This window comes from Pseudomonas sp. NFX224, assembly GCF_048565165.1.
Lineage (GTDB): Bacteria > Pseudomonadota > Gammaproteobacteria > Pseudomonadales > Pseudomonadaceae > Aquipseudomonas.
The window spans coordinates 3,751,281-3,773,011 of sequence record NZ_CP183416.1; the positions used below are offsets into that span (position 1 = coordinate 3,751,281).

A 21,731-nucleotide genomic window follows, 5' to 3' on the forward strand; every position below is an offset into this window, starting at 1 on the left:
CATGTTCCGGCCTTTGTTCTGTTGGCTGCTGTGTTGGATGCCTGCGCTGGCGATGGCGCAGGACGAACCCTTGCGTGTGGCCTTCAAGGAAGAGTTGCTGACGTTGAGCCGGACGCAATTGCTGTCGCGCGAGCCATTGCCGGACACTCTGCAGGCACCCTTGGGCAGCGTGTGGAAGCTGTTTGTCTATGGCTGGCTGGTGGACACCGTTGCCCGTGAGCCGGCGTATGAATGTCGTGGGCAATCGAAAGAGGAAGTCTATTGCTGTACCGCCGGCGGCAAGATCGAACGTGATCAGGCGTTGGTGAAATCCTGTGGTTTGTACTTTGAGCCTGCGCGCTTGGGGATCGACGCTGCTCAATGGCGCGCGTATTGGCAGGCTCGGCAAGCGCCGCACTGGTTGCTGGAATTACCGTCATTGCAGCCAGCCACCCGGGTTTCGGTGGCTGAGTTGCTCCGTGTGTTGGCCGTGATGCCGGCGCAGGATCAGGCCCGGCGCGTGCTGCTGGACGTGGTGCTGAACGCAGCGGACGGCAATGTCGTCGGTGAACTCGGCAGCCGGTTGCGGGTGAAAACCTGGAGCTGGCTGGGGGATCAGGATGCTGCGACGCGACAGGGCGGATTCGCCGGATGGACGGCGGACGGCACGCCGATCTGGGCCGGTGGACGCGGAACCAGTCAACGGGTTCTGCGCGATTATGCCGGGGCGATTTCTGCGGTGGTGCCTGCGTCCTGGCCCGCGGAGGCGGGGAAGTGTGTGGAGGTTGGGTTGTTCTCCCGCTATCCGCTTCGTCGTGTGTTATCGGGTGACACTGTAGTGTCCTCCGGGGCGTTGCGGGGCGATTACCGAGTCGAGTTCGTCAATGGCAATCAACTCGATGTTCACAGTGACGGCGAATTGTTTTTGCTCAAGGATAAGCTCGTTGCCCGGCTGGACCGTGAAGAGTATGTCGCCCGCGTGCTTCAGCGCGAAGCCACTCCCGAACCGGTCGAAGCCGCCAAGGCCCTGGCCGTCGCGATCCGCACTTACCTGCTGCAAAACGCCACGCGCAACGGGGAATGCCTGAGCATCGACGACAGCAGCCAGCGTCAACGGGTCGCGCCACGTCCGGCTACCATCGAAGCGCGCAACATTGCGGCATGGACCAGCGATCTGGTACTGGCCGGTAGCATCGTTACCTACCACTCCGATCAACCCGGTCCGGACAAACTGTCCTGGCAACAGGCCGTCGAACAGGCCCGCTCCGGCCAGCGTTACGACGCGATCCTGCTGCACGCTTACCCACGCGCCAGCCTCAGCCGTTGGGACAACCCGGTGGCTTCCTGCGAAGCACTGCCCGCCGCACAAGACTGGCTGCAAAAGCAACGGCGCGGCTGGCGACCTCGTCTGGAAAGCGAAGTGGGCTACAGCGAAGTCAGCTCCTTTGCCGTCTGCCGCCTGAGCGTTGGTCGCCCGTATGTCGACCGCGAACGCCAGCGCATCTACGTGCGCGGCGTGCTCTCGCTGCAAGACCGCCTCGACCTGACCCACGAATACCTGCACCTGGCCTTCGAAGCACACCCCAACGGCCAGGATGAAACCTACATCGAAGGGCTCGCCCGCCACCTCTTGCTGGAATAGACCATGACACTCCGTTATCCACAGGTCTTGCTGTTGCTCTGTTCGTTGTCGGCGTTACCGCTGGTGATGGCGCAAGGCGTCAAACTCGACACGCCTTCTGGAGGCTGGCGAACCGGCGCGCCGGAGGGCGAGGGCGAAAGTTTTCGTCAGACCGTCAACTACCCGGCCTCTTCGGTAAACACCCCGGCCGGGCAGGCCAACACAGCGCGAATCAGCGGCCAGATCCACGCCACACCGAAATCCACCGAGCCCGGTCGGCTGATCGTCAACGGCGTCAGCATGCCCCTGAAGATCGACCCTGCCGGCCGCTTCGACCGCCCGTTCTCATTTCCCAACGGCAGCAACAGTGTCGAAGTGCGCAGCCCTGACGGCCAGCAGCGCCACCGCACGCAGTTCCTTAATGCCAGCGTTGGCGCCACCCCGGCCAAACTCCGCGTCTTGCTGGCCTGGGACAGCGACGGCACCGACCTCGACCTCCACCTCATCACCCCCGACGGCGCCCACATCTGGTACGGCGACCGCGTCGCGCCTAACGGCGCGGCACTCGATGTCGACGTCACCACCGGCTACGGCCCGGAAATCTTCGCCATGCCCGCGCCGATCAAAGGGCAGTACCTGGTGTATGTGAACTACTTCGGCGGTGGCTATCGCAGTGATGAAGAAGGGCAGGAGGATTCCGTACAACCGCTGACCACGGCGCAGGTGACGGTGATAACGGAAGAGGGGACGCCGAGCGAGAAGATGGAGACGTTTTTGGTGCCGATGAGGGCGGTGGGGGAATTGACGTTGGTGAAGGGATTTAGTTATCCGTGAGGGAAACAGTCAGATTACTTTTCTGTAGGCATTAAAAAGCCGGCTTGTGGCCGGCTTCTCGGGGACTGGCTTGGATCATTTTTGGTAAACCGCGCCAGCCTTCAAAACGTACACCCGGATCTTGCGTCCGGCTGTGGGACTCGGCGAGAAAGTCATCTGCTTTGTCGGTGCGATCAGAGCCGCTTGGCGGGTTGATGCGCAAATGTGGGGCGCAGCATACTGATTTTTTTGGGAAATTCCCAGCTTGGTGTACGGGTTGGAGCTATTGCACTGACGTGTAGCCGCAGGCTTCGCCAGCGGCTACAAAAAACTGGGTATTACAGGAACGGCACCTCCGGCCTGCGTTTGTTCAGCGTCGACCACCAGAACACCCAGCCCATGACCCTGATGTTCTGCTCTTCGATTTGTGCGGCCCTGAAGATTTCATCCGGGTATTCGGCGCTGTTGTGGCTGCGCATGCGCAGTGCGTTGCCGGGGATCCGGTGCAGGTACTTGATTCGCAGCATGCCGTCATGCTCGATTGCGTAAATCTCACCATCGACAATTTGTGTAAGCCCGCGGTCAATGGCGAGGATGGAGCCGTCTTCAATTTTCTCGGCCATGCTGTTACCGATCATGTGGGCGCAGATGGCGTCGGCGTGGCTGATTTCCAGTGAGTCGAGGTGGCCGCGGGGCAGGCGGATGGACTGGCTGGGGTCTTCGACGACGTGGTTTTTTTTGGAGCCTGGGGCCGTGGCGATTTCTTTATAAAGAGGCAGTTCGACGTCTGTGGGCTCGATGACCGTGTAGACACCGCGAATGGCCTGAGCGTCGAAGGTGTTGCCAGTTTCGTCGAGTAGGCGCAGGTGTCTGGCATCTTTCTGACCCTCACCGGTTTTCAGCCATTCACTGTTTACGGAGAGTCGCATGGCGACTTCTTCCATGCAGTGGGCGGGTACACCGCGGGTGTACCAGTTATGGACATTTTGCGGTGCCGTGTTCAAAAACTCGGCAAATCCGGAAGTCGTGATGCTGGCAAGTCGTAGGAGCGCTCGAAAGCGTGGGCCGCTAGTGTTCTTTTTCATAAACACGAGTCTACGGAGGCGGAATAAGGCTTTGAATAAACGAACTGTTCAAATTCGAGGGAAATTTAAGACTTGATGTAAGACGTCGCTGGCGAAAATTAAACAAGAAAAAACCAAATCAGAGGCACTTTAAACAAAGTGTTTAAGCGATGCTTTTCAAGCGCCCACAAAAAACCCCGGATCAACCGGGGTTCTTCTTAAAGCTTGAATCTCGCAGCTGCGCTTAGCCTTTGTAAGCGGCAACCGACTTGGTGATCGCTTCGCGGGCGGCGTCTGCGCCGGCCCAGCCTTCGATCTTCACCCATTTGCCTTTTTCGAGATCTTTGTAGTTCGCGAAGAAGTGCTCGATCTGTTGGATCAGCAGCGCTGGCAGGTCGGTGTATTCCTTCACGTCGACGTACAGCTGGGACAGCTTGTCGTGTGGAACTGCAATCACTTTGGCATCGCCGCCGCCGTCATCGGTCATGTTCAGGATGCCGACCGGACGAGCGCGGATCACGGAGCCTGGAGCAACCGGGTAAGGGGTCACGACCAGTACGTCGAGGGGATCACCGTCGTCAGCCAGGGTGTTCGGGATGTAACCGTAGTTGGCCGGGTAGAACATTGGGGTGGCCATGAAACGGTCAACGAACAGGCAATCGCTGTCTTTGTCGATTTCGTATTTGATCGGCGCGTGGTTGGCCGGAATCTCGATCGCGACGTAGATGTCGTTCGGCAGGTCTTTGCCAGCCGGAATCTTGCTGTAGCTCATTGGGCGTTGCCCCCGTTAGTTGACCAAAAACACTTGGCCGGATTGACCAAAAAGTGGCGGCGATTATAGGCATATTCCTACGCCGACGCCATGGACCAGAGGTCGTGTAGACCTTAGTCGTGTGGCTGATAGACCGGATCGTGCGCCTGAAGTTGCTTCAATCTTCCGAGCGGGTCCTGGCGGTAGAACAGCTTCAACTGCTCGTACACCTGTGGATAAGCCTCATGCAGCAAATCCGGGGCGCTGAAGAAGTATTCGCTGGTGACGGCGAAGAACTCGGCCGGGTTTTCCGCGGCATAGGGATCGATGGCGGTCTCGGCATCCGGATTGCGCTCCAGTTGCCGGTCGAGGTCGTCGTAGGCGTCCTGCATGACCTTGGCCCAGTCGCTGACCCGCATGTTGGCGTGCAGCGGTGGCAGGCCGTTGGCATCGCCATTGAGCATGTCGAGTTTGTGCGCCAGCTCGTGGATCACCAGGTTGTAGCCTTCCCAGCCGCCACTGGCCATGACGCCGGGCCAGGCGAGGATGACCGGCCCTTGCTGCCAGGCTTCACCGCTGTGCTCGCCGTCCCACTCATGCTCGACGCCACTGGCGTCACGATGGCGCTGGGGGCTGAGGAAGTCGTCGGGATAGAGGATGATTTCGTGAAAACCCTGATACCAGTTCAGATCGCCCAGGTGCAACAACGGCAACTGCGCCTGGGCCGCGAGCAGCAGACGTTGCTCCTGATGCAGTTCGACGCCGGGCAGGGAGGTCAGGTGTTTGTCTTCGAGGAATAGCACGCAGGCTTCGCGCAGCCATTGGTCTTCGGCGGCGCTGATGCCATCAAGAAAGCTCAGATGATGTCGCACCCGTTGCCACATCTCGTCGGCTATCGGGTGCTTGGCCAGGGTGCGCCGGCGTCGCCATGCGCCAAGGGACCACATCGTGTCAGTGCGGTGCGGTCTTGGAGTTCGAACCACCGAAGCGGCCGCGGACCACGCCGATGATCATTGGCACCAGCGACAGCAGGATGATGCCCACCACCAGCAGCGACAGGTTCGACTTGATGAACGGTACGTTGCCGAAGAAGTAGCCGAGAGTGACCAGGCCACCGACCCACAGGATGGTGCCGAGGACGCTGAAGGCGAAGAAGCGCGGATACGGCATTCTTGCTACGCCGGCGACGAATGGGGCAAAGGTGCGAATGATCGGCAGAAAACGCGCCAGCGTCACGGTTTTGCCGCCGTGCTTTTCATAGAAATCGTGGGTTTGCTGCAGGTAGTCGCGACGGAAGATCTTGGAATTCGGGTTGCTGAACAATCGTTCGCCTGCCGTTCGTCCGATGACGTAGTTGGTGCTGTCGCCGAGAATCGCCGCGAGCATCAGCAAACCGCCCAGCAACACCGGGTCCATGCCGCCACCGGCCGCCACGGCGCCAGCGATGAACAGCAGCGAATCGCCGGGCAGGAAGGGCATCACTACCAGGCCGGTTTCACAGAAGATCACCAGAAACAGAATCGCGTAGATCCATGGCCCGTAGTTGGTGACCAGCAAGTCGAGGTACACATCGAGATGCAGGACGAGATCGAGCGGGTTGAAATCCATGGAAAGCACCTGTTATGACGGCCCGACTCGGCAGGCCTGTGCGGATGACTTCGCGTAAGGCCTACAGACGGGTGTAGTTTTTCTTACAAGCCGGGAAGGTCGGCATTATACGGTCTGGGAGGTGAAAAGCGCGTCGAGATTGTAGCGGGGGATGTCGGGTGGCTGATTGTAGGAACAAGCTTGTTCGCGAAAAAACCAGAGGCGCCGCTGGGCCTCTGATTTTACGCGCTCTCGTTCACACCCATCGCGAGCAAGCTCGCTCCTGCAGGTTATTTATTGTCGGCTTACAGCTCGTCGCTGATCGGCAACACGTAGTTCTTGAACTCGGTGTCTTCCTTGAATCCGATGGATTCGTAGGTTTTCTGCGCAACGTCATTATTGCTGCTGGTGGAAACCCGCATGCGCACGGCATTGGTTTCCTTGGCCATCTTCTTCGCGGTTCGGATCAGATTATCGGCGACCAGTTGGCGACGGGCGTCCTCGGCGACATAAATGTCGTTGAGAATCCACACACGCTTGAGTGAAAGCGAAGAAAAACTCGGGTAGAGCTGACAGAAACCCATCAGTTTGTCGTCATTATCGGCCAAAGCCAGGTAAATCACCGACTCCTTGCGGCGCAGGCGTTTTTCGAGGAACGCCCGGGATGAGTCCGGATACGGCAGGGAACCATAAAACTCGCGATACTTGACGAACAACGGGGTCAGCAAATCCAGGTGTTCGAGGGTCGCTTGAATAATCCGCATGGTAGGTCTCGTCTTCAAGTGGCTGTCTTGCGTGCTTGGACGGCGACGGGGCCGTGCGTCGATCCTGCCTGAAACTGGAACGAAAGTGCAATGCAGAAGCGGTTCAGGCATCCGGCGAACTCAGTAGGAAATTACCTTTCATGTCCGCACCGACGTCTGACTCCAGCGTCTGAACCTGCGCTTCATCCTTCAGACTGACCCCCGATAGCTGCCGCCGACAGGCTTCGCGCATCAAATACAGCAAACGGTGTGCCGCCATGCCGTAGCTCAAGCCTTCAAGACGCACATTGGAGATGCAGTTGCGGTAGGCGTCCGTCAGGCCGACCTTGGGATTGTAGGTGAAATATAACCCGAGACTGTCGGGCGAACTGAGGCCGGGACGTTCGCCAATCAGGATCACCGTCATTTTTGCGCCCAGCAGTTCGCCGACTTCATCAGCGACAGCGACGCGCCCCTGTTCCACCAGAATCACCGGAGCGACAGTCCAGTTTTCAGCGCGTACCTGCTCCTCCAGCCGCGCCAAAAATGGCAGGGTATGACGGTGAACCGCCAAAGCTGACAAGCCATCGGCGACCACGATAACCAGATCGACCCCGCCAGGATTGGCCGAGGCGTAGTCGCGCAACACCTGAGCCGACTCGACGTTCAACTTACGCCCCAGATCGGGGCGTTGCAGATAGCTGTTTCGGTCGATTGCCGCGCTATGCAGCAAAACGCTTTCATGCCCGCGTTCGGCCAGTTGCGAGCGCAGGGCCGGATGGTCGAAGGGCAAATACACCGCGTCCCGCGCCTGGGCATGGGCGTATTGGAAGTCCAGCTGTGCACGGGTCGGCATGCTGGTGCCGGTGCGGCCCAAGGCAATTCGCGCCGGTGTCAGGCGTCGCAGTTCCAGCCAAGGGTTGTGCGGATCGTAGGGTGGTTTTTCCATATCAACACTCATCCCAGTTGCGCCAAGGCCTGGCGGAAGGCCGGCGGCAGGCTGTTGCCGAAAAGAACCCGGCCATCCGCCTGGGTGAAGATGCCCATTTTCGCCAGCCAGTGTTCGAACTCCGGTGCAGGCTTGAGCCCCAGCGTCTGCCGGGCATAGAGCGCATCGTGGAACGACGTGGTCTGGTAATTGAGCATGATGTCGTCGGAGCCGGGGATGCCCATGATGAAGTTGATTCCGGCCACGCCCAGCAGGGTCAGCAGGGTGTCCATGTCATCCTGGTCCGCCTCGGCGTGGTTGGTGTAACAGATGTCACAGCCCATCGGCACGCCGAGCAATTTGCCACAGAAGTGATCTTCGAGGCCGGCGCGGATGATTTGCTTGCCGTTGTAGAGGTATTCCGGGCCGATAAATCCTACGACGGTGTTCACCAGGAACGGGTTGAAATGTCGCGCTACTGCGTAGGCTCGGGTTTCGCAGGTCTGTTGATCGACGCCATGGTGGGCGTTGGCCGACAGGGCACTGCCCTGGCCGGTTTCGAAATACATCAGGTTTTTCCCGAGCGTGCCGCGATTGAGGCTCAGCCCGGCGTCGTAACCCTCCTTGAGCACATTCAGGTTGATGCCGAAGCTGGCGTTGGCCGCCTCGGTGCCGGCGATCGACTGGAACACCAGGTCCAGCGGCACGCCGCGATTGACCGCTTCGATCGATGTGGTGACGTGGGTCAGCACGCAAGCCTGGGTCGGAATCTCGTAGCGCTGGATGATCGCGTCGAGCATCTCCAGCATGGCGCAGATCGAGGCGATGCTGTCGGTGGCCGGGTTGATGCCGATCATGGCATCGCCGTTACCGTGTAGCAGACCGTCGAGGATGCTCGCGGCGATGCCGGCCGGTTCGTCGGTCGGGTGGTTGGGTTGCAGGCGAGTGGACAGGCGACCGCGCAGGCCGAGGGTGCCGCGAAACTGCGTGACCACGCGGATTTTTTGCGCCACCAGCACCAGATCCTGCACACGCATGATCTTGGATACGGCAGCCACCATTTCCGGGGTCAGGCCGGGGGCGAGGGCGCGCAGGACCTGCTCGTCAGCAGCATCGCTGAGCAGCCAGTCGCGAAAACCGCCCACGGTAAGGTGGCTGACGACCGCAAAGGCTTGTTTGTCATGGGTGTCGATGATCAGTCGGGTGACTTCATCGTCTTCGTAGGGAATCAGGACCTCCTGCAGGAAGTGGCTCAGCGGAATGTCAGCCAATGCCATTTGCGCCGCGACGCGCTCGCCATCTTTGAGTGCGGCGACACCGGCCAGAAAATCCCCGGAGCGCGCCGGGCTGGCCTTGGCCATCACATCCTTGAGGCTGTCGAAGCGATAGGTCTGGGCGCCGACGGAATGGGCATATACGGCCATGGGGCGGTGTCCTCCAGATTATGAATAGCTCAAATTAACCACCAGTGCACTTCAATAACGCAGGTGCAACTCATATACCTTCGAGCATAGCGTCCGCCGGTGCTTCGGAGCGTTGCCGGGCGGTCAGCTGGAAATACAGGTAACCGGCGACCATGAATCCAAGGAAAACCAGGCCGATCAGCGTGTTGAACCAGGCCATCGCCACCAGGCATACCACCGCCAGGAACAGCGCGATCCCCGGTACGATCGGGTAACCCGGCGCGCGGAAGGTGCGCTCCAGGTTCGGCTCGGTTTTACGCAACTTGAACAGGCTCAGCATACTGATGATGTACATCACGATGGCACCGAATACCGACATGGTGATCATCGCTGCCGTCAGGCTCATGCCTTGCAGATTGACCAGACCGTCGCTGTAGATCGCTGCGATGCCGATCACCCCGCCGGCCAGAATCGCCCGGTGCGGTGTCTGGAAGCGCGAGAGTTTGGCCAGGCTGCGAGGCAGGTAGCCGGCGCGGGCCAGGGCGAAGAACTGCCGCGAATAGCCGAGGATGATCCCGTGGAAACTGGCCACCAGGCCGAACAGACCGATCCACACCAGCATGTGCATCCAGGTCGAGTTATTGCCGACCACCGCTTTCATCGCTTGCGGCAGCGGATCGTTGATGTTCGACAGTTGACGCCAGTCGCCGACACCGCCGGCCATGATCATCACGCCAATGGCCAGGAATACCAGGGTCAGAATGCCGCTGACATAGGCCCGGGGAATCGTGCGTTTCGGGTCCTTGGCTTCTTCGGCCGCCATGGCCGCACCTTCGATGGCGAGAAAAAACCAGATTGCGAAGGGAATGGCCGCGAAAATGCCGGGTATCGAGGCCATCGTGAATTCGTTGGAACCTGACCAGCCATTGAGTACGAAATTACTGAAGCTGAAGCCCGGCGCGACGACGCCCATGAACACCAGCAGTTCGGCGACGGCCAGCACGGTAACCACCAGTTCGAAGGTGGCGGCGATGCTGACGCCGAGGATGTTCAGGCCCATGAACACGAAATAGGCGCCAACGGCGGCGATCTTCGGGTCCAGCTCCGGATATTGCACGTTGAGATAGGCGCCGATGGCCATGGCGATCGCCGGGGGCGCAAAGACAAATTCGATCAGGGTGGCGATACCGGCAATCAATCCTCCTTTCTCGCCAAACGCTCGACGGCTGTAGGCAAACGGCCCGCCAGCGTGAGGAATGGCAGTGGTCAATTCGGTGAAACTGAAGATGAAGCAGGTGTACATCGTCGCCACCATCAATGCGGTGACGAGGAAACCCAATGTCCCTGCGGTGCCCCAGCCGTAACTCCAGCCAAAGTACTCGCCGGAAATCACCAGGCCGACGGCAATGCCCCATAAATGCAGGGTGCCGAGTGTGGGTTTGAGCTGTGTGGAAGAAGTAGTCATAAGTCCTCTCTATTTTTTATTGTTCGATCTTTTGGACTTTCAGGTACGACGGGTTGAGTGCAAAACCTGAATGACGGGTAGGCAAGGGCCGTGCCAGAACGGCCAGGCCTTTTGTGTTGTGTCATTCAGGACGCCATCGCGGGCAAGCCCACAGAGATTTGAGTGAGCCTCAAACAGTGGATTCACCCACAACCCTGTGGGAGCGAGCCTGCTCGCGATGGCTTTCGAAAGGGCGACACCGAACCATCGGTGTCGCCCCGGTTTTTAGAAGAAGCCCAGCGGATTGATGTCGTAGCTCACCAGCAGGTTTTTGGTCTGCTGGTAGTGGTCGAGCATCATCTTGTGGGTTTCACGACCGACGCCGGATTTCTTGTACCCGCCGAACGCGGCGTGCGCCGGGTACAAGTGGTAGCAGTTGGTCCATACACGACCGGCCTTGATGGCGCGGCCCATGCGGTAGGCGCGGTTGATGTCGCGGGTCCAGAGGCCGGCACCCAGGCCGAACTCGGTGTCGTTGGCGATGGCCAGGGCTTCGGCTTCGTCCTTGAAGGTGGTGATGCTCACCACCGGGCCAAAGATTTCTTCCTGGAACACACGCATTTTGTTGGTGCCCTTGAGCAGAGTCGGCTGGATGTAATACCCGCTCGCCAGGTTGCCCTCGAGTTTTTCCACCTTGCCGCCGGTCAGCAGCTCGGCGCCTTCGCCCTTGGCGATTTCCAGGTACGAAAGGATTTTGTCGAATTGCTGCTCGGACGCCTGGGCGCCGACCATCGTGTCGGTGTCCAGCGGGTCGCCACGTTTGATCGACAGGACTTTTTTCATCACTTCTTTCATGAAGTCGTCGTAGATCGACTCTTGCACCAGGGCGCGGGACGGACAGGTGCAGACTTCGCCCTGGTTGAAGAATGCGAGCACCAGGCCTTCAGCGGCTTTTTCGATGAAGGAAGGCTCGGCCTTCATGATGTCTTCGAAGAAGATGTTCGGCGATTTGCCACCCAACTCCACGGTGGACGGAATGATGTTTTCGGCAGCGCATTTCATGATGTGCGAGCCGACCGGGGTCGAACCGGTGAACGCGATTTTGGCGATGCGCTTGCTGGTGGCCAACGCTTCACCGGCTTCTTTGCCGAAGCCTTGCACGATGTTGAGCACGCCGGGCGGCAGCAGGTCGCCAATCAACTCGACCAGCACGGTGATGCCCAACGGCGTCTGCTCGGCAGGCTTGAGCACCACGCAGTTGCCGGCAGCCAGCGCCGGGGCGAGTTTCCAGGCGGCCATCAGGATCGGGAAGTTCCACGGGATGATCTGCCCGACCACGCCTAGCGGTTCATGGATGTGATAAGCCACGGTGTTGCCGTCGATTTCGGCAGCGCTGCCTTCCTGGGCGCGAATGCAACCGGCGAAGTAGCGGAAGTGGTCGGCGGCCAGCGGAATGTCGGCGTTGAGGGTTTCACGCACGGCTTTACCGTTGTCCCAGGACTCGGTGATCGCCAGCCGTTCCAGGTTCTGTTCGATGCGGTCGGCGATTTTCAGCAGCACCAGCGAGCGGGCCTGGGCGGACGTGGCGCCCCAGGCATCGGCCGCCGCGTGAGCAGCGTCCAGGGCCTTGTCGATGTCTTCGGCCGTGGAGCGGGGGAATTCGGCAATGGGTTGGCCATTTACTGGCGAGGTATTGGTGAAGTACTGACCTTTGACAGGCGCGACGAATTCGCCGCCGATGTAGTTACCGTATTTGGCCTTGAACGAAACGATAGCGCCTTCAGTACCGGGGTGAGCGTAACGCATGATGTTTTCTCCTTGGCTTTTTGTATTTGTAAGGAAGAGCGCATGTGCGCTTGCTTTAAGCGTAGAGCAAAGGTCGGGCCACCGCCCTGCAGGTCAGGCAAATCAAGGCGTTGCGCGATTTCTGTCGGACGGGCGGGTGGCGGCTGTGACGCTATCGGTACAGCCGCTGTGACACTTTGTACCGCTTTTGGCACGAGCTGTGACCGGGTGGTCTTGCCAGCATTGCATTGCAGGCCAGGCTGGAGGATGCTCGGGATCACCTCAAGCGCGGGTCGCCGAGCCCCGGGGAGAACAATAAGAAATGCACGACAATCATTTGAGTCGCCATGCCCAGCAAGTATTGACCGTGACACAGGGGAAAACCCACCTGCACGGTCCCGGCAGCGATCCGTCCATCGCCCGTTCCTGGCTGCGCTGTCTTGAGGACTATCACCTCGACCCGGCCCTGACCATGGCGCCGACGGTGCTGGAACATGGCCGCGTCCTTGAAAGCCGCGAACGCTTGCAGCAAGTACTGCACATCGCCGGTAACGAAATGACCAGCCTGCATCAGCAACTCTCCGGCGCCGGGCATGCGGTGCTGTTGACCGATGCGCGCGGGGTGATCCTCAACTGCGTGACGGCCCCCGCCGAACGGAAGATTTTCGAGCGCGCCGGCCTTTGGCTCGGTGCTGACTGGAGTGAGGCTTGCGAAGGCACCAACGGTATCGGCACGTGCCTGGTGGAACGTCAGGCGCTGACCATTCACCAGGACGAACATTTTCGCGGCCGCCACACCGGCCTGACCTGTTCGGCGAGCCCGGTGTTCGATCCTCACGGCGAACTGCTGGCGGTGCTCGATGTGTCCTCGGCGCGGCACGATGTCTCGCGCCAGAGTCAGTTTCACACCATGGCCCTGGTCAATCTTTCGGCGAAGATGATCGAGAGTTGCTACTTCCTGCGTTATTTCGACAATCAATGGTTGCTGCGTTTTCACCTGCAAGCCGAATCCGTCGGCTTGTTCAGTGAAGGGCTGATGGCGTTCGACGGAGAAGGGCGGATCTGCGCGGTCAATCAGAGTGCATTGAATCTGCTGGGGCATGTGCGCGGTGGGTTGCTCGGCAAACCGGTGGAGGCGTTCTTCGATTGTTCACTCGATGAGCTACTCGGTCGAGCCAGCGTCAATGCCAGCGCCAGTTGGCCGCTGCGCACCCGCGACGGGCGCAGTTTGTTCGCCTTGTTGCGCGGTCAGCCGCGACGCGTGCCGGTGCCGTTGGTGCCCAGTCCGGTTATTGAGGATCGCGCACCATCGTCCGGCATCTGCCTGGGTGATGCCGGTTTGCAGACCGATTTCCGCAAGGCCCTGCGCGTGTACGAGCGGGACGTGCCGCTGCTGATCAACGGCGAAACCGGGTCAGGTAAAGAGGCCTTCGCCAAAGCCGTTCACCAGGCCAGCCAGCGTGGTGGAAAAGCTTTCGTTGCGCTGAACTGCGCGGCCATCCCGGAAAGCCTGATCGAGAGCGAACTGTTCGGTTATCGCGGTGGCAGTTTCACCGGGGCGCGCAAGGAAGGCATGCGCGGCAAGTTGCAGCAGGCCGATGGCGGGACGTTATTCCTCGATGAAATCGGCGACATGCCGCTGACCTTGCAGACGCGGCTGTTGCGGGTACTCGAAGACCGGCAAGTGGTGCCGATTGGCGGCGAGCCGGAATCGGTCAATGTGCGGATCATCAGCGCCACGCACCGCAATCTGCTGGAGCGGGTGCAGGACGGCAGTTTCCGCGAGGATCTGTATTACCGTCTCAATGGGCTGGAAGTCGCGCTGCCGGCATTGCGCGATCGCAGTGACAAGTCGCAATTGCTCGATTTTTTGCTGGCTGAAGAAGCAAGCGGTGAAACGGTATTGATCGACGCGCCGGCGCGCGAGGCATTGTTGGGGTTTGCCTGGCCGGGCAACGTGCGGCAGTTGCGCAATGTACTGAGGACTTTGGCGGCACTGTGCGAGGAAGGACGAGTCGGGGTGGAGGATTTGCCGGTGATGATTCGTCAGGCGCGGCCTATTGCGCAGCCGAGCGTAGAAGTCTCGGAGCATCCGCTGGAGGATGCCGAGCGGTTGACGTTGTTGAATGCTCTGGAGCAGACACGGTGGCATATGACCAATACCGCCGAGCAACTTGGTGTGAGCCGAAATACCCTTTATCGCAAGCTGCGTAAGCACGGTATCGCTCGGTAAACCGTGTCGCGGCCATCGCTAGCAGGCTAGCTCCCACAGGGTAATGGGCTGGATTTTCCATTTGGGAGTGCACTCTAATCTAGTGTGGGAGCCAGCCTGCTGGCGATGGCGCCGGTATGGGCGAAACAAAGGTGCGAATTTCCCCACCCTAAGCTAACCTGCGGCCATGTTTACGAGGTCGACTATGCACATTCATATTCTTGGTATCTGCGGCACTTTCATGGGTTCGATGGCGGTTCTGGCCAAAGAGCTGGGCCATCACGTCACCGGCTCCGATGCCAACGTCTATCCACCGATGAGCACTCAACTTGAGGCGCAGGGCATCGAGTTGACCCAGGGCTACGACCCGGCGCAGCTCGACCCGGCCCCTGATCTGGTGGTGATCGGCAATGCCATGTCCCGCGGCAACCCGGCTGTCGAATACGTGCTGAACAAAGGCCTGCCCTACGTCTCCGGCCCGCAATGGCTGGCCGATCACGTGCTGCAAGGTCGCTGGGTGCTGGCGGTTGCCGGTACCCACGGCAAGACCACCACCAGCAGCATGCTCGCCTGGGTGCTGGAACACGCCGGGATGAGCCCGGGATTCCTGATCGGCGGCGTGCCACAGAATTTCTCGGTGTCGGCGCGTCTGGGCGGCACACCATTCTTTGTGATCGAAGCCGACGAATACGACAGCGCGTTTTTCGACAAGCGCTCGAAGTTCGTTCATTACCGTCCGCGCACGGCGATCCTGAATAACCTGGAATTCGACCACGCCGATATCTTTCCGGACCTGCCCGCCATCGAACGCCAGTTCCACCATTTGGTGCGGACCATCCCGAGTGAAGGTCTGGTGATTCACCCGACGACCGAGCCTGCGTTGCAACGCGTCATCGAGATGGGGTGCTGGACCCCGGTGCAAACGACCGGTGCCGGTGGTCAGTGGCAGGTCAAGTTGCTCAGCGGAGACGGTTCCGCCTTCGAAGTGATGTTCGAAGGTGTGTCTCAAGGCGTGGTCGACTGGGACATGACCGGCCAACACAACGTTGCCAACGCACTGGCCACGTTGGCAGCCGCGCGCCACGTTGGCGTGGTGCCATCCATGGGGATCGCTGCATTGAGCGCGTTCAAAAGCGTCAAGCGCCGCATGGAAAAGGTCGCCGAAGTCCGTGGCATCACCATCTATGACGACTTCGCTCACCATCCGACCGCCATCGCCACCACGCTCGACGGTTTGCGTAAACGCATTGGCGATGCACCGTTGATCGCGATCATCGAGCCGCGCTCCAACTCGATGAAACTCGGCGCGCACCGTGACGGCTTGCCGGAAAGCGTGGTCGATGCCGATCAGGTGATCTGGTACGCGCCGGCCAATCTCGGCTGGGACCTGGCGGCCACCGCGTCGCTATGCACGGTGCCGTCGATTGTCAGCGATTCGCTGGAAGGCATCATCGAACGGGTGAAAAGCCAGGCGCAGCCGGGCACGCACGTGGTGATCATGAGCAACGGCGGCTTCGGCGGCCTGCACGGCAAACTCGCCGAGGCGCTCAAATGAACAACGGCCCGGACCGCATCACGCTGGCGATGACTGGCGCTTCCGGCGCCCAGTACGGCTTGCGCCTGCTCGACTGCCTGGTGCGTGAAGACCGTGAAGTGCACTTCCTGATTTCCAAGGCCGCGCAATTGGTGATGGCCACCGAAACCGATGTAACGTTGCCGGCCAAGCCGCAAATGATGCAAGCCTTCCTCACCGAATACACGGGGGCTGCCGCCGGGCAGATTCGCGTGTACGGCAAGGAAGACTGGATGTCGCCGGTGGCCTCGGGCTCCGGCTCACCGGCGGCGATGGTGGTGGTGCCGTGTTCCACTGGCACGCTGTCGGCCATCGCGACCGGTGCCTGCAACAACCTGATCGAACGTGCGGCGGACGTGACACTGAAAGAGCGTCGGCAGCTGATTCTGGTGCCGCGTGAAGCGCCGTATTCGAGCATTCACCTGGAGAATATGCTCAAGCTGTCGAACATGGGCGCGACGATCCTGCCAGCCTCGCCAGGCTTCTACCATCAACCGCAAACCATCGACGACCTGATCGATTTCGTCGTGGCGCGGATTCTCAATTTGCTGAACATTCCCCAGGACATGTTGCCGCGTTGGGGCGAGCACCATCTGACCAGCGATGAATAAGCTGCTGGTGACGGTGCTGGCGCTGCAATTGGCCGGGTGCGCTACGGCGCGCACGCTGGATGCCGCCAAGCCGGGGGCGCCGGTGGTGTACTCCGGGACACGGCTGGATTTGTATGCGTTGAATGGCGGTTGCTGCGCGAAGGATCGTTTCGGTGCGGAGGCACCGAGCTATCCGGGTGTGGATCTGCCCGCCAGTGCGTTGCTCGACACGCTGCTGTTGCCGCTGTCGTTGTTGACGGTGATCGGCGTGAGGTTTCAGGCGACCGGGGGATTGTAAGAGAGCGCTTCGCGCTCTATCGCGAGCAGGCTCGCTCCCACAGGGAAATGCATTCCAATGTGGGAGCGAGCCTGCTCGCGATGAGGCCCGCTCAGGGACCACAAAATTATTTGCCCAACTTCCTAAGCTCATCCGACTCGACAATCCGCACCCCATCCTGCTCTTCCAGCGCCAGGCGCCACATCGCGCGGGCCAGTTGGCAGGCTTCGATGCCATGGTATTTGCCGGGGATCAGCCGGGACAGCGGACCCGCCACTTTCTCGCCCAGGCGGGGCTTGATGCGCTCGCCCAGCAGCAGCGATGGCCGGCAAATGGTCAGTTGCGGCCAGTCCTGCGCGCGCAGCGCGTGCTCCATCTCGCCTTTAACCTTGTTGTAGAAAATCGAGGATCTGCGATCGGCGCCCAAGGCACTGATCACGATCAGGTGCCGTGCACCCATCTCCCGTGCGCGCTTGGCAAAGGCCACCACCATGTCCAGGTCCACTGCGCGGAACGCCTGTTCCGAGCCCGCCTGTTTGATGGTGGTGCCCAGGCAGCAGTAGGCAATGTCGACACGGCCGTTCAGCTGCGGCAGAAACACCGCCGGGTCGCCGACCGGGTTTTCAAGGTGGGGATGCTTGGCCAGGGGGCGGCGTGAAGGCGCCAGCACCCGCGAAATCGTTGGCTCATTGAGCAGGCGATCGAGCAAGTGTTCACCGGTCAGCCCGGTGGCTCCGGCAAGCAATACGTGCTGAGGCGTCAAGTACATAGTGTTTCTCCCTTGATACTGTCAGCTTAGTTGTTCTTTGCATCCTTGCTGTCAATGGAGACACTTTGCAGTGCTTTTCGTGCTTGCTGTTTGCGTAACAACTGCCAGTGCGACAGCACGGTTTTCGGTGCCCAGATCTGCGGTTCGGAAGCTTCGTAGTTGTCCGCCAGCTCGCGTTCGGCGACGGTGGCTTTGGCCAGCTTGAAGGCTTGCTCCAGGTCATCGGTCTGGTTCAGCGCCTGGGCAAACAGGGCGTCGCCGAAGTAGGTGAAGTTGGCTTCTTCCGAACAGCCGAAGGACACGCGGTCGGCCCGTGAGGCGGTCATGATCAGTGTGCGTTCGTCCTTGAGGGCAGGAATGAAGCCGCCGGAGTAGCAAGACGAAATCACGATGATCTTGTCGCGGTTTTTCAGTGGCGCGAGGACGGCGGCCAGTTCGTCGGCTGGCAGGTCCGCCAGTTCCATGCGTGGCTGGTCGAGCACCAGTTCGTGTTCGGCGGTGCCGTGGCTGGTCAGGTAGATGAAAATCAAATCTTCCGGGCCGCTGCGTTCGGCCAGGGTCAGGGCCGAGCGACGCAGGTTTTCCCGGGTGGCCATCGGTCGATCGCCGAGGTGATCGCGATGGTTGACCAAGCGGATCTGGCCGAAGGCGCCGAAGCGGCTGGTGAGCATGTTGGCGACGTAGTCGGACTCGCGCAGGAAAACACTCTGCTTGCCGTCGCCGCCCAGGGTCAGCGTGTACAGCTCCACGGCCGGCGTCGAGGCTGGCACGTTGCCCAGCGCCTCTTCCAGTAGACGCCCTTGGGCCAGCAGGCCGAGTTCGAGGGTGTCGGGCAGCAACTTGCCATCGGCGTCACGCACACGCTGGCCATTGATCCAGGTGCCGCTGAGCACGGAGCCATCGGTCAGCACGAGAGTGCCGCGACCCGAATACGCGTCGCTGTCGAACTGGCCAATGTAGAAACTGCCGTCGGCGAGATTCAAGCGGCCTTGGCCACTGAAGCGCCAGTCGTTGAAGTGACCAATGTAATGGCTGCCGTCGACGCCGATCAGTTCGCCCTTGCCATTGAGCGAACCTTCCTTGAACTGCCCCAGCCAGACATCGCCGTCAGCGTTTTCATAGCGGCCCTTGCCGTGCAGTTGATTGTTCTTGAAGCCGCCGACGTAGATGTCGCCGTCCGCGCTGTTGAATGTCCCGTTGCCTTCCAGCTGACCGTCGACGAAGCGTCCGGTGAACTGATTGCCATTGCCGTCACCGCGCTGGCCTTCGCCATTGGGTTTGCCGTGGGCGAACTGGCCTTGGTAGGCGCTGCCGTCTTCGAGTTCCAGACGGCCGAGCCCTGAATACTGATCGGCCTTGAACTCGCCGCGGTAGGTCATGCCGTTTTCTTTGAGGGTGCCTTCGCCATCGCGCCGGCCGAGCTTGAAACCGCCGGTGTAGCCGCTGCCGTTGGTGGTCAGGCTGCCCTGGCCGTCGAACAGGCCTTGATTGAACAGCCCGCGGTAGACCTCGCCATTGCTGCCGTGCCATTCGCCCTGGCCGTGCCATTGGCCCTTGTCGAACTCCCCGGCGTACCAGCTGCCGTTCGGGTAGTCGATACGGCCCTGGCCTTGCAGCAAGCCATCGACCAGATCACCGCGATAGCGTCCGCCATCCGGCAGGCGTGCGTCTGGCGGCAAAGGGGATTCGCCGTCGCCGCAAGCGGTGAGCATCAGGGTCAAGGCTAGGAGGGCAAGTGAGCGCATAGCGGGTTCCGGGCAATTAGGCGACCGAGTATGCCGCAGCTATGTGTCCATATACAGCCGGTAGAAATGCAGCGGGCGCGAAACAGCGTGAGCTGCTTCGCATCCGGGAAGGTTTACACGAAGCAGAGCGACAGCGGTTCGGCGATATACGCCGGTTTGTCCGAGCCTTCGATCTCCAGGGTGGCGGTGGCCTTGAGCAGCCATTGGCCGGGTTTCTTCTCGGTGACTTCGGTCAGGTCGACCTTCAGGCGCACTTTCGAATTGACCTTGACCGGCTGAATGAACCGCACGCTGTCCAGGCCATAATTGACCACCATCTTCAGGCCTTCGGGAAGGATGAGGATGTCTTCCATCAGTTTCGGAATCAGCGACAGCGACAGGAATCCGTGGGCAATGGTACTGCCGAAAGGCGTTTGCGCGGCCTTGACCGGATCGACGTGGATGAACTGATAGTCCCCTGTGGCTTCGGCGAACAGGTTGATGCGGTCCTGATCGATGGTGAGCCATTCGGAACGTCCAAGTTCCTTGCCGACATAATCATTGAGCTCTGCAACTGGAACATAGGGCATTGAGACTCTCCTTGGGTTCATCGGTTTTATAGTTTTGAGTGGGGGGGATTTGACCTCCCGGATTACCACTTTAGATCAACATGGCAAACTGCTCCGGTCAACTGACCATGCTTTTGGCGAATGCCGATCCATAGCGCAGGCATGCTTATAATGCCCGGGCCAATGCGGGTAACGGATTTTTGCGGGAGATCTTAGATGTTGTTACGTGGCCTGACGTGGCTGGTGCTGTTCCAATTGCTTGGTACCGCGATCAATCATTTGTTTTTACCGGTCCTGCCGGGGCCGATTGTCGGCCTGCTGCTGTTGCTGATGTTTCTGATCAGCCGTGGCCAGGTCGGTGAACCGCTGAACCTGGCGGCCAGCAGCCTGTTGCGTTACCTGCCATTGCTGCTGGTGCCACCAGCGGTGGGCGTGATGGTCTACGCCGCCGACATCGCGGCCGATTTCTGGGCCATTGTCGGCGCGCTGGTCTTGTCCCTGTTGCTGTCGATGGCGTTTGCCGGCGTGCTGATGCAGCGCATGGTCAAGCGCCACGCTCACCCCGAGGACAACCAATGATCTTCGACTGGCACGGCGCCTGGACGTCGGTAATTCATCATCCATTGTTCGGCATCGGCATTACCCTGGGCGCCTATCAACTGGTGTTGGCGGCATTTGAGAAAACCCGCTGGATCTTTTTGCAGCCGGTGCTGGTCTCCATGTTGCTGGTGATCGGTGTGCTGGTGAGCTGCGGGCTGAGCTACGCCGAGTACCGCAAGAGCACCGAGATCCTCAGTATCCTGCTCGGCCCGGCCACCGTTGCCCTGGCTGTGCCGCTTTACCTCAACCTGCGGCGGATTCGGCAGTTGTTCTGGCCGATTTTTACTACGCTGGTGATAGGCGGGGTGGTTGCCACAGGCATGGGTGTGTTGCTGGGCTGGTGGTTCGGGGCTGAACACATGATCTTGATGACCATGGCGCCGAAGTCGGTGACCTCGCCGATTGCCATGCTGGTGGCCGAACAGATTGGCGGTGTCGCAGCGTTGGCAGCGGTGTTTGTGTTGATCACCGGTGTGATTGGGGCGATCTTTGGCCCGAGCCTGTTGACCCGGCTCGGGGTCCACAGTCCCGAGGCGCGCGGCATGGCGCTGGGCATGACGGCTCACGCGGTCGGCACGGCGGTGGCCATGCAGGAAAATGAAGAGTGCGGCGCCTTCGCGGCGCTCGCGATGAGTCTGATGGGCGTGGCCACGGCGGTGTTGTTGCCGTTGGCGGTGTCGATGGTGGTGTGAAGGAACTGTCTATGAGTCTGCCGCTTTTTCCGCTGAACACTGTGCTGTTTCCTGGCTGCATCCTCGATTTGCAGATTTTCGAGGCGCGTTACCTGGACATGATCGGTCGCTGCATGAAACAGGGCGGCGGCTTCGGCGTGGTGTGCATTCTTGACGGTGAGGAAGTCGGCATCGCCCCGGCGGGGTATGCACTGGTCGGGTGCGAAGCGCTGATCACCGACTTCAAGACGCAGGATAACGGCCTGCTGGGGATTCGGGTCCAGGGCGGGCGGCGTTTCAATGTGTTGAGTACGGAAGTCCAGCGTGACCAATTGATCCTCGCCGAGGTCGAGTGGCTGGACGATGAACCCGAACAGCCATTGCAGGACGAGGACGCCGATCTGGTGGCCCTGCTCAAGGCCCTGGCCGAACACCCGATGGTCGAAGCGCTGAGCATGGGCACCGAAGCCACCGGACAACAGTCGCTGGCCAATCAGTTGGCGTACCTGTTGCCGTTTGCCGAGCTGGACAAGATCGACCTGCTGCAACTCGACGACCCGCAGCAACGACTGGATGCGATTCAGGCGTTGCTGGATGAGTTGCAGGGCGAATTGTTTGCCTGAGGTGT

At 60.3% G+C, this 21,731-nt stretch carries 21 protein-coding genes; 9 read left to right on the top strand and 12 right to left on the bottom strand.

Translation table 11 applies throughout. The features are described from left to right. Window position 1: 1 nt before the first annotated feature. Window positions 2-1,621, top strand: a complete 1,620-nt coding sequence (locus tag ACNYC6_RS17010) for a DUF2300 domain-containing protein (protein ID WP_419708381.1) — start codon at window positions 2-4, stop codon at window positions 1,619-1,621. 3 nt (window positions 1,622-1,624) lie between these two features. Continuing rightward, on the top strand, window positions 1,625-2,434 hold the full coding sequence (locus ACNYC6_RS17015; RefSeq protein WP_419708382.1) for a YfaP family protein: 810 nt from the start codon (window positions 1,625-1,627) through the stop codon (window positions 2,432-2,434). A 317-nt stretch (window positions 2,435-2,751) separates the two neighbouring features. On the opposite strand, the gene ACNYC6_RS17020 is transcribed toward ACNYC6_RS17015, so the two are convergent. The 9 genes from ACNYC6_RS17020 to ACNYC6_RS17060 all read right to left on the bottom strand — a co-directional run bounded on the left by ACNYC6_RS17020 (window position 2,752) and on the right by ACNYC6_RS17060 (window position 12,139). Next, on the bottom strand, window positions 2,752-3,498 hold the full coding sequence (locus ACNYC6_RS17020; RefSeq protein WP_419708383.1) for a LexA family transcriptional regulator: 747 nt from the start codon (window positions 3,496-3,498) through the stop codon (window positions 2,752-2,754). Between the two features lie 223 nt (window positions 3,499-3,721). Beyond that, the gene (gene ppa, locus ACNYC6_RS17025) at window positions 3,722-4,249 is read right to left on the bottom strand and encodes an inorganic diphosphatase (RefSeq protein WP_007990564.1); all 528 of its coding nucleotides are present in this window, start codon (window positions 4,247-4,249) and stop codon (window positions 3,722-3,724) included. Window positions 4,250-4,362: 113 nt separating this feature from the next. Continuing rightward, a complete protein-coding gene (locus tag ACNYC6_RS17030) occupies window positions 4,363-5,175 on the bottom strand; it encodes a zinc-dependent peptidase (protein ID WP_419708384.1) in 813 nt (270 codons plus the stop codon). Between the two features lie 4 nt (window positions 5,176-5,179). Next, window positions 5,180-5,836: a DedA family protein gene (locus tag ACNYC6_RS17035; RefSeq protein ID WP_419708385.1), complete on the bottom strand. Its 657-nt coding sequence runs from the start codon at window positions 5,834-5,836 to the stop codon at window positions 5,180-5,182. A 284-nt stretch (window positions 5,837-6,120) separates the two neighbouring features. Next, on the bottom strand, window positions 6,121-6,579 hold the full coding sequence (locus ACNYC6_RS17040) for a GNAT family N-acetyltransferase (RefSeq protein ID WP_419708386.1): 459 nt from the start codon (window positions 6,577-6,579) through the stop codon (window positions 6,121-6,123). Between the two features lie 103 nt (window positions 6,580-6,682). Then, on the bottom strand, window positions 6,683-7,507 hold the full coding sequence (eutC, locus tag ACNYC6_RS17045; protein WP_419708387.1) for an ethanolamine ammonia-lyase subunit EutC: 825 nt from the start codon (window positions 7,505-7,507) through the stop codon (window positions 6,683-6,685). Window positions 7,508-7,515: 8 nt separating this feature from the next. Next, entirely contained in the window at window positions 7,516-8,910 is a 1,395-nt protein-coding gene (locus tag ACNYC6_RS17050) for an ethanolamine ammonia-lyase subunit EutB (RefSeq protein ID WP_419708388.1), read from the bottom strand. Window positions 8,911-8,980: 70 nt separating this feature from the next. Beyond that, window positions 8,981-10,354 (bottom strand): ethanolamine permease, encoded by a 1,374-nt coding sequence (gene eat / locus ACNYC6_RS17055; protein ID WP_419708389.1) that lies wholly within the window; start codon window positions 10,352-10,354, stop codon window positions 8,981-8,983. A 264-nt stretch (window positions 10,355-10,618) separates the two neighbouring features. Then, window positions 10,619-12,139, bottom strand: coding sequence for an aldehyde dehydrogenase family protein (locus tag ACNYC6_RS17060; protein WP_419708390.1), 1,521 nt, complete (start codon window positions 12,137-12,139; stop codon window positions 10,619-10,621). 301 nt (window positions 12,140-12,440) lie between these two features. On the opposite strand from ACNYC6_RS17060, the gene ACNYC6_RS17065 reads away from it, so the two are divergent. The 4 genes from ACNYC6_RS17065 (at window position 12,441) to ACNYC6_RS17080 (ending at window position 16,791) form a co-directional block, all read left to right on the top strand. Beyond that, window positions 12,441-14,351 (top strand): sigma-54-dependent Fis family transcriptional regulator, encoded by a 1,911-nt coding sequence (locus ACNYC6_RS17065; protein WP_419708391.1) that lies wholly within the window; start codon window positions 12,441-12,443, stop codon window positions 14,349-14,351. 184 nt (window positions 14,352-14,535) lie between these two features. Then, the gene (gene mpl, locus ACNYC6_RS17070) at window positions 14,536-15,885 is read left to right on the top strand and encodes a UDP-N-acetylmuramate:L-alanyl-gamma-D-glutamyl-meso-diaminopimelate ligase (RefSeq protein WP_419708392.1); all 1,350 of its coding nucleotides are present in this window, start codon (window positions 14,536-14,538) and stop codon (window positions 15,883-15,885) included. Then, entirely contained in the window at window positions 15,882-16,514 is a 633-nt protein-coding gene (gene ubiX / locus ACNYC6_RS17075; protein ID WP_419708393.1) for a flavin prenyltransferase UbiX, read from the top strand. Before mpl ends, ubiX begins: the two co-directional genes overlap by 4 nt. Further along, window positions 16,507-16,791, top strand: coding sequence for a YceK/YidQ family lipoprotein (locus tag ACNYC6_RS17080; protein WP_419708394.1), 285 nt, complete (start codon window positions 16,507-16,509; stop codon window positions 16,789-16,791). The genes ubiX and ACNYC6_RS17080 overlap by 8 nt, the downstream gene beginning before the upstream one ends. Window positions 16,792-16,897: 106 nt before the next feature. Here the strand turns inward: ACNYC6_RS17080 and ACNYC6_RS17085 are convergent, their stop codons facing one another. The 3 genes from ACNYC6_RS17085 to ACNYC6_RS17095 form a co-directional block, all read right to left on the bottom strand. Further along, window positions 16,898-17,539, bottom strand: a complete 642-nt coding sequence (locus ACNYC6_RS17085; RefSeq protein WP_419708395.1) for an oxidoreductase — start codon at window positions 17,537-17,539, stop codon at window positions 16,898-16,900. Between the two features lie 26 nt (window positions 17,540-17,565). Next, window positions 17,566-19,284 (bottom strand): C13 family peptidase, encoded by a 1,719-nt coding sequence (locus ACNYC6_RS17090; RefSeq protein WP_419708396.1) that lies wholly within the window; start codon window positions 19,282-19,284, stop codon window positions 17,566-17,568. Window positions 19,285-19,397: 113 nt separating this feature from the next. Further along, window positions 19,398-19,853, bottom strand: a complete 456-nt coding sequence (locus ACNYC6_RS17095) for a MaoC family dehydratase (protein ID WP_338583315.1) — start codon at window positions 19,851-19,853, stop codon at window positions 19,398-19,400. Window positions 19,854-20,048: 195 nt separating this feature from the next. Between ACNYC6_RS17095 and ACNYC6_RS17100 the strand changes: the two genes are divergently transcribed. Genes ACNYC6_RS17100 through ACNYC6_RS17110 form a run of 3 tightly spaced genes read left to right on the top strand, consistent with a single transcriptional unit; the run spans window position 20,049 to window position 21,726 of the window. Then, window positions 20,049-20,411 (top strand): CidA/LrgA family protein, encoded by a 363-nt coding sequence (locus ACNYC6_RS17100; protein ID WP_419708397.1) that lies wholly within the window; start codon window positions 20,049-20,051, stop codon window positions 20,409-20,411. Then, entirely contained in the window at window positions 20,408-21,124 is a 717-nt protein-coding gene (locus tag ACNYC6_RS17105) for an LrgB family protein (protein ID WP_419708398.1), read from the top strand. Before ACNYC6_RS17100 ends, ACNYC6_RS17105 begins: the two co-directional genes overlap by 4 nt. 11 nt (window positions 21,125-21,135) lie before the next feature. Further along, window positions 21,136-21,726, top strand: coding sequence for an LON peptidase substrate-binding domain-containing protein (locus ACNYC6_RS17110; RefSeq protein ID WP_419708399.1), 591 nt, complete (start codon window positions 21,136-21,138; stop codon window positions 21,724-21,726). Window positions 21,727-21,731 lie beyond the last annotated feature (5 nt).